Annotated in this window: 7 protein-coding genes and 1 tRNA gene; 2 read left to right on the forward strand and 6 right to left on the reverse strand. The window is 44.1% G+C overall.

Going from position 1 to position 3,988, the window contains the following annotated elements:
• Positions 1-46: 46 nt before the first annotated feature.
• The 3 genes from QUA78_RS31955 to QUA78_RS31965 are packed head-to-tail and all read right to left on the reverse strand — an operon-like array spanning position 47 to position 1,779.
• On the reverse strand, positions 47-700 hold the full coding sequence (locus QUA78_RS31955) for a HAMP domain-containing protein (protein ID WP_333307047.1): 654 nt from the start codon (positions 698-700) through the stop codon (positions 47-49).
• 42 nt (positions 701-742) lie between these two features.
• On the reverse strand, positions 743-1,501 hold the full coding sequence (locus tag QUA78_RS31960) for a cache domain-containing protein (RefSeq protein WP_333307045.1): 759 nt from the start codon (positions 1,499-1,501) through the stop codon (positions 743-745).
• A 53-nt stretch (positions 1,502-1,554) separates the two neighbouring features.
• Entirely contained in the window at positions 1,555-1,779 is a 225-nt protein-coding gene (locus tag QUA78_RS31965) for a hypothetical protein (protein ID WP_333307043.1), read from the reverse strand.
• Positions 1,780-1,865: 86 nt separating this feature from the next.
• Between QUA78_RS31965 and QUA78_RS31970 the strand changes: the two genes are divergently transcribed.
• Positions 1,866-1,938 (forward strand) — tRNA-Arg (locus QUA78_RS31970).
• 66 nt (positions 1,939-2,004) lie between these two features.
• Here the strand turns inward: QUA78_RS31970 and QUA78_RS31975 are convergent.
• The 3 genes from QUA78_RS31975 to QUA78_RS31985 all read right to left on the reverse strand — a co-directional run bounded on the left by QUA78_RS31975 (position 2,005) and on the right by QUA78_RS31985 (position 2,999).
• Positions 2,005-2,289 carry a flagellar alpha dynein gene (locus QUA78_RS31975; protein ID WP_333307041.1) on the reverse strand — a complete coding sequence of 95 codons (285 nt, stop codon included), beginning with the start codon at positions 2,287-2,289 and terminating at the stop codon, positions 2,005-2,007.
• Positions 2,290-2,321: 32 nt separating this feature from the next.
• A complete protein-coding gene (locus tag QUA78_RS31980; protein ID WP_333307039.1) occupies positions 2,322-2,615 on the reverse strand; it encodes a hypothetical protein in 294 nt (97 codons plus the stop codon).
• Between the two features lie 96 nt (positions 2,616-2,711).
• A complete protein-coding gene (locus QUA78_RS31985; RefSeq protein ID WP_333307037.1) occupies positions 2,712-2,999 on the reverse strand; it encodes a hypothetical protein in 288 nt (95 codons plus the stop codon).
• A 415-nt stretch (positions 3,000-3,414) separates the two neighbouring features.
• Between QUA78_RS31985 and QUA78_RS31990 the strand changes: the two genes are divergently transcribed.
• A complete protein-coding gene (locus QUA78_RS31990; protein WP_333307034.1) occupies positions 3,415-3,669 on the forward strand; it encodes a hypothetical protein in 255 nt (84 codons plus the stop codon).
• The last annotated feature ends 319 nt before the right edge of the window (positions 3,670-3,988 follow it).

Raw genomic sequence — 3,988 nt, forward strand, 5'->3', positions numbered from 1 at the left:
CTTGAACGGGTTAATTGGAAATCAGAGACAAGCTGCCTGAGTATAATTACTCACTACAAAAGTGACATACTCCCGATAGAGTTTGGCTGCGAGTCATCAGTTGGGAAAAGCCGAGAATTGCATTGAGAGGCGATCGCAATTCGTGGCTCATGTTAGCCAGAAAGGTGCTTTTAGCTTGATTTGCTATTTCCGCTTTGTCTTTAGCTACAGCCAATTCCGCCGTCCGCTCATGCACTCGGTGTTCTAAAGTTTCAAAAGATTGTTGCAGTTGTTGAGCCATGCTGTTAAATGACTTGGCTAATTCCCCCAATTCGTCGGAGCGTTCGCTTTCTACTGTTTTGTCCCATTCACCTTTAGCAATATTTTTGGCTGCTGTATTTAAGCTCAAAATAGGATTTGTAACCCACCGAGAAGTCAGAATGCCGATCGCCACAGCTACTCCTAAAGCTGCCAAACAAAGCAAAAGCGCTGTGCGGGTATTGGCATCGATTTCTTTGGTGAAATCTGCTTCGGGAACAACTACTACAATCAGCCAGTCTAAACCTTTGCCGTCTTGGAACGGCAGGACTTTTAAAAGTTGTCGCTTGCCATCTACTTCAAATTCCAATAACTCTGACTTTTTAATTTGGTTTAATTTGTGAAACTGTGCAGTCAAATATTTAGCTGTCGCTTCAGTAAAAGGGTTGCTGCTTTCTTCCACTTTAAACAATTGTTTTTTATTACCTTTTGTGCGAAATGGTTTTTAGGTGGTGAAAGTGGCTAACAAAGTACCCTGGCGATCCATAATAAATGTTTGACCGGATTTGCCAACTTTGAGACTGTTGAGAAATCTCCCAAGATGGTCGAGACGCAAGGCAGCACATAATACTCCTTCTAGCTGATATTTTTCGCTGTATACCGGTTGGAGAGCGCTGATAATTAATGTCGGTTCTAGTAAGGAAACAAAAACCGAACTCCAAGTTGGTTGACCTGATTTTACTGCACTTTTGTACGCAGGATGCTGTCGGTTATCAAAGTTTTTGACAACGGTCGCAACTTTAGTGCGCTCGCCGTTTTTATCTGTATTATAAGAATAAAAATTTAACCCTGTAGATTTCTCTATCACATTAATCATTCGGGAGCCGTTAGACAGTTGTTCTCCGGATCTATAATCTCCGTTCTCGTTGCCAACGGAGGTAAAATTGATATAGGGATATAATTGTACTTGCCGCAAAAGATATTTCTCCCAAGCTGATAAGTTTTCCATCTTTAACAACCCGAGCTTGACAGCATCCAGCTTGCTTTGATTGATTTGATGGGGAGTTGTCAGGTAAACTTGCAGGTTTTGCTCTACACGCAAACTCACCTCGCTCATTAACTGACTGGCAAGGTTATTAACTGCTTTTTGTCCGTTTCTAAAAGACAGATATCCTACGAGTCCCACGGCTCCCACGATTTGCAGTACAAAGGGAACTATGAGAACAGTTCGCAGCGGTAATTTGTCTAAAATTTTAGAAACCATAAGATTGAGAGGTGTGGTTAACTTAGTCTAGAACCGCCCTTGCACAGCCTGTCTTAACAGCAGCGCCATTTACTGCCGACTAGGTAGAGGGAATTGATGCCGGCTATTTTAGCTGTGGTAGATGCTCGACCCCGATCGAAGGTGAACCTAATCTTTGCTAGATTAAAGTCTATTATTTTACCCATTGTCGTATTATTGTGACCTTTTAGATAGAATTTGCAGTCTCTGGGTTCGAGAACTGCCTGATACCCGATCGCGCAGGCGAGTTGAACCCGCATGGGTCAAGCGGTTTGCAGGCAGGCCAAGAAATTTGCGATCGGCACTCGCCATTTTCCGCAACACGTGTTATACTCAGAAAAGTCAAGGGCACGTAGCTCAGTGGATAGAGCATCAGGTTCCGGTCCTGAGGGTCGGGGGTTCAAATCCCTCCGTGCTCACTTTCTATGTCTTTTGCGGAGTAAGGGTTTCAGGTTAATTGTATTACCGATAGTCCTATTTTCCGCTCAAATTTCGCTCCCATCTGTTCCAAGTATCTCCAAAACCACCTCCATATCTGCCAAGTTTGCGCCGGACTTTTTGCGCCGCGCTTTCAACTGGTTGAGCAGGTCGGCTGGCTCTGGAAATTCTGCGACAGTCGGAGCCGAGTTTTTATTTTCCTCCCGATCGCGCCGTGCTTCCTTGAGCTCTTGCTCCAGCATCTGCACCTTCAGTCCCAAATCGCCGTTGCGCTCGTGCAACTGATTCAGTTCTGCATCCCACTCTGTAAGTTGCTTGTTGGCCGCTTTCAATTCAAGCCTGAGCGATTCATCGTTGCCATCGCTCAGGCTTTCAATTTTCCCAAGCGTTCTTCAATCCCTGCTAATTTAGCCGCTAGCAGTGTGTCTAGCTTATTGTCTAGTAGCGTGTCTAGCACTGGTTCAATGTCCGAAATTTCGGACACTTGTGTTTGAGGTTGGGTTGTCGGCGCTGATACTGCCTGGTTGGCCGCTTGCTCTAAAGTTCGCACTACCCAAGCATTGACGCTCAAACCCTCTGCTGCTGCAACATCTTTAATGGTTTCGAGCAAGTCTCGGCGACCGTCCAATCTCAAGTTAAGCTGGCATCTGTCTGTCATGTCTAGTATTTGTCTAGTGATTGTCTAGTTATGTGCCAGCACTTTGTCTAGTGGTTGTCTGGTTGTATGCTAGCACGTTGTCTAGTGGTTGTCTAGTTAGTTAACCCTTAGTTGTTCCAGACGTTCTTCAATGACAGCTATCCGTTTAATTAGTGGGGCAATACGATCGGATATAAGTATGTCAACACTTTCGGCGGCCACTGTAGACACGAGGCTTGTGTCACTCTCTGTAGACGCTGCTGTAGACGTGCCTGAGACTTCCTTGAGAATGCGTTGTGCAGCTTGACTTACTGACTCACCCTCCAGCCTCTGAGCTTCTATCCAGTTTAGGAAGTGGCCGGAAGCCCTGAACGATACGACTTGACTTTGACTCATTGTAGACATCTGTATGCAGTATTTGTCTACAATAACTGATAACTGTCTATAGTGTCTACAAATTGTAGACAAAACTTGTAGACATGAAAATCGCCTATACAGGAATTAGGGTTTGATATGATGAGAACGTGGGCCGGGGGGGGAGCCGGGTTATGGCCCGCCCTCCCGGCCGCGACGGTAAAGTTTAGGGCGCCGCAGGCCACCGGATCTAGTAATACCCGGTATAACTAAGAAAAATAATAATAAATTAAAATATTAGAAGGCTCTATCTGTTTGGGATACAGCCATTTTTGAAACGATATAATTAATCAATATTTTATTTGATTGTATGATTAAATCAGTTAATAGAACTGGACGTGGTGGAAAGCGATTAGGGTCTGGGCGTCCTTCCACATGGCGTACACGTCATTTTAAGACCATTAGAGTGCCAGTTTCTTCGGCAGACCAGCTCTTGGAAATTGCTCGGTATTTGGACGGTCAAACTTCCTTTCCTCGGAAATTTTATTCTTTTGAAGACGAAGATTCTGAAGACTTTGATAGTCAGAAAGCTCTGGAAGTAAGCCACGTGTATTATTGTGCTGGATATTTGACTTACCAAAATAATCTGTTACGCGCTGAGATTGAAAGCTTGAAAACAGAATTGAAATCTGCTAAAAAACGAAGGCTGAGACTGATTTGACTTCTTTCCATCTCTAGCGGGATTTTTCTGATGGCTGCGATAGTTTAACGGGCTAATGCAGGGTTTCCGTTCAGCCGTCAGAAAAATAGCCGCCACCAGTGGGGTTACATAAAGTTTTGGGTAACTTTCACTGGTGGTTGTTGTTGTGGGGGGGATGAGACTTATCTACCAGTCATTAGGTAGCAGCTAAATTTGGTTCTTCATCACCTAGTATGCTAAAAATATAATTAAAAACCGAATTGAAATAAAAAAATATATAAAATAATGACCTCAAGTCTTGACAGACTTGACTATTGAGGGTGAGCTGTTGTTAGCTAGA

This window comes from Microcoleus sp. K4-B3 (assembly GCF_036704615.1).
Taxonomy (GTDB): domain Bacteria; phylum Cyanobacteriota; class Cyanobacteriia; order Cyanobacteriales; family Microcoleaceae; genus Microcoleus.

Excerpts from the sequence above, each read along its gene's own strand:
- QUA78_RS31960 (WP_333307045.1), bottom strand. The coding sequence starts at position 1,501 with ATGGTTTCTAAAATTTTAGACAAATTACCGCTGCGAACTGTTCTCATA.
- QUA78_RS31965 (WP_333307043.1), bottom strand. The coding sequence starts at position 1,779 with ATGCGGGTTCAACTCGCCTGCGCGATCGGGTATCAGGCAGTTCTCGAA.
- QUA78_RS31980 (WP_333307039.1), bottom strand. The coding sequence starts at position 2,615 with ATGACAGACAGATGCCAGCTTAACTTGAGATTGGACGGTCGCCGAGAC.
- QUA78_RS31985 (WP_333307037.1), bottom strand. The coding sequence starts at position 2,999 with ATGTCTACAATGAGTCAAAGTCAAGTCGTATCGTTCAGGGCTTCCGGC.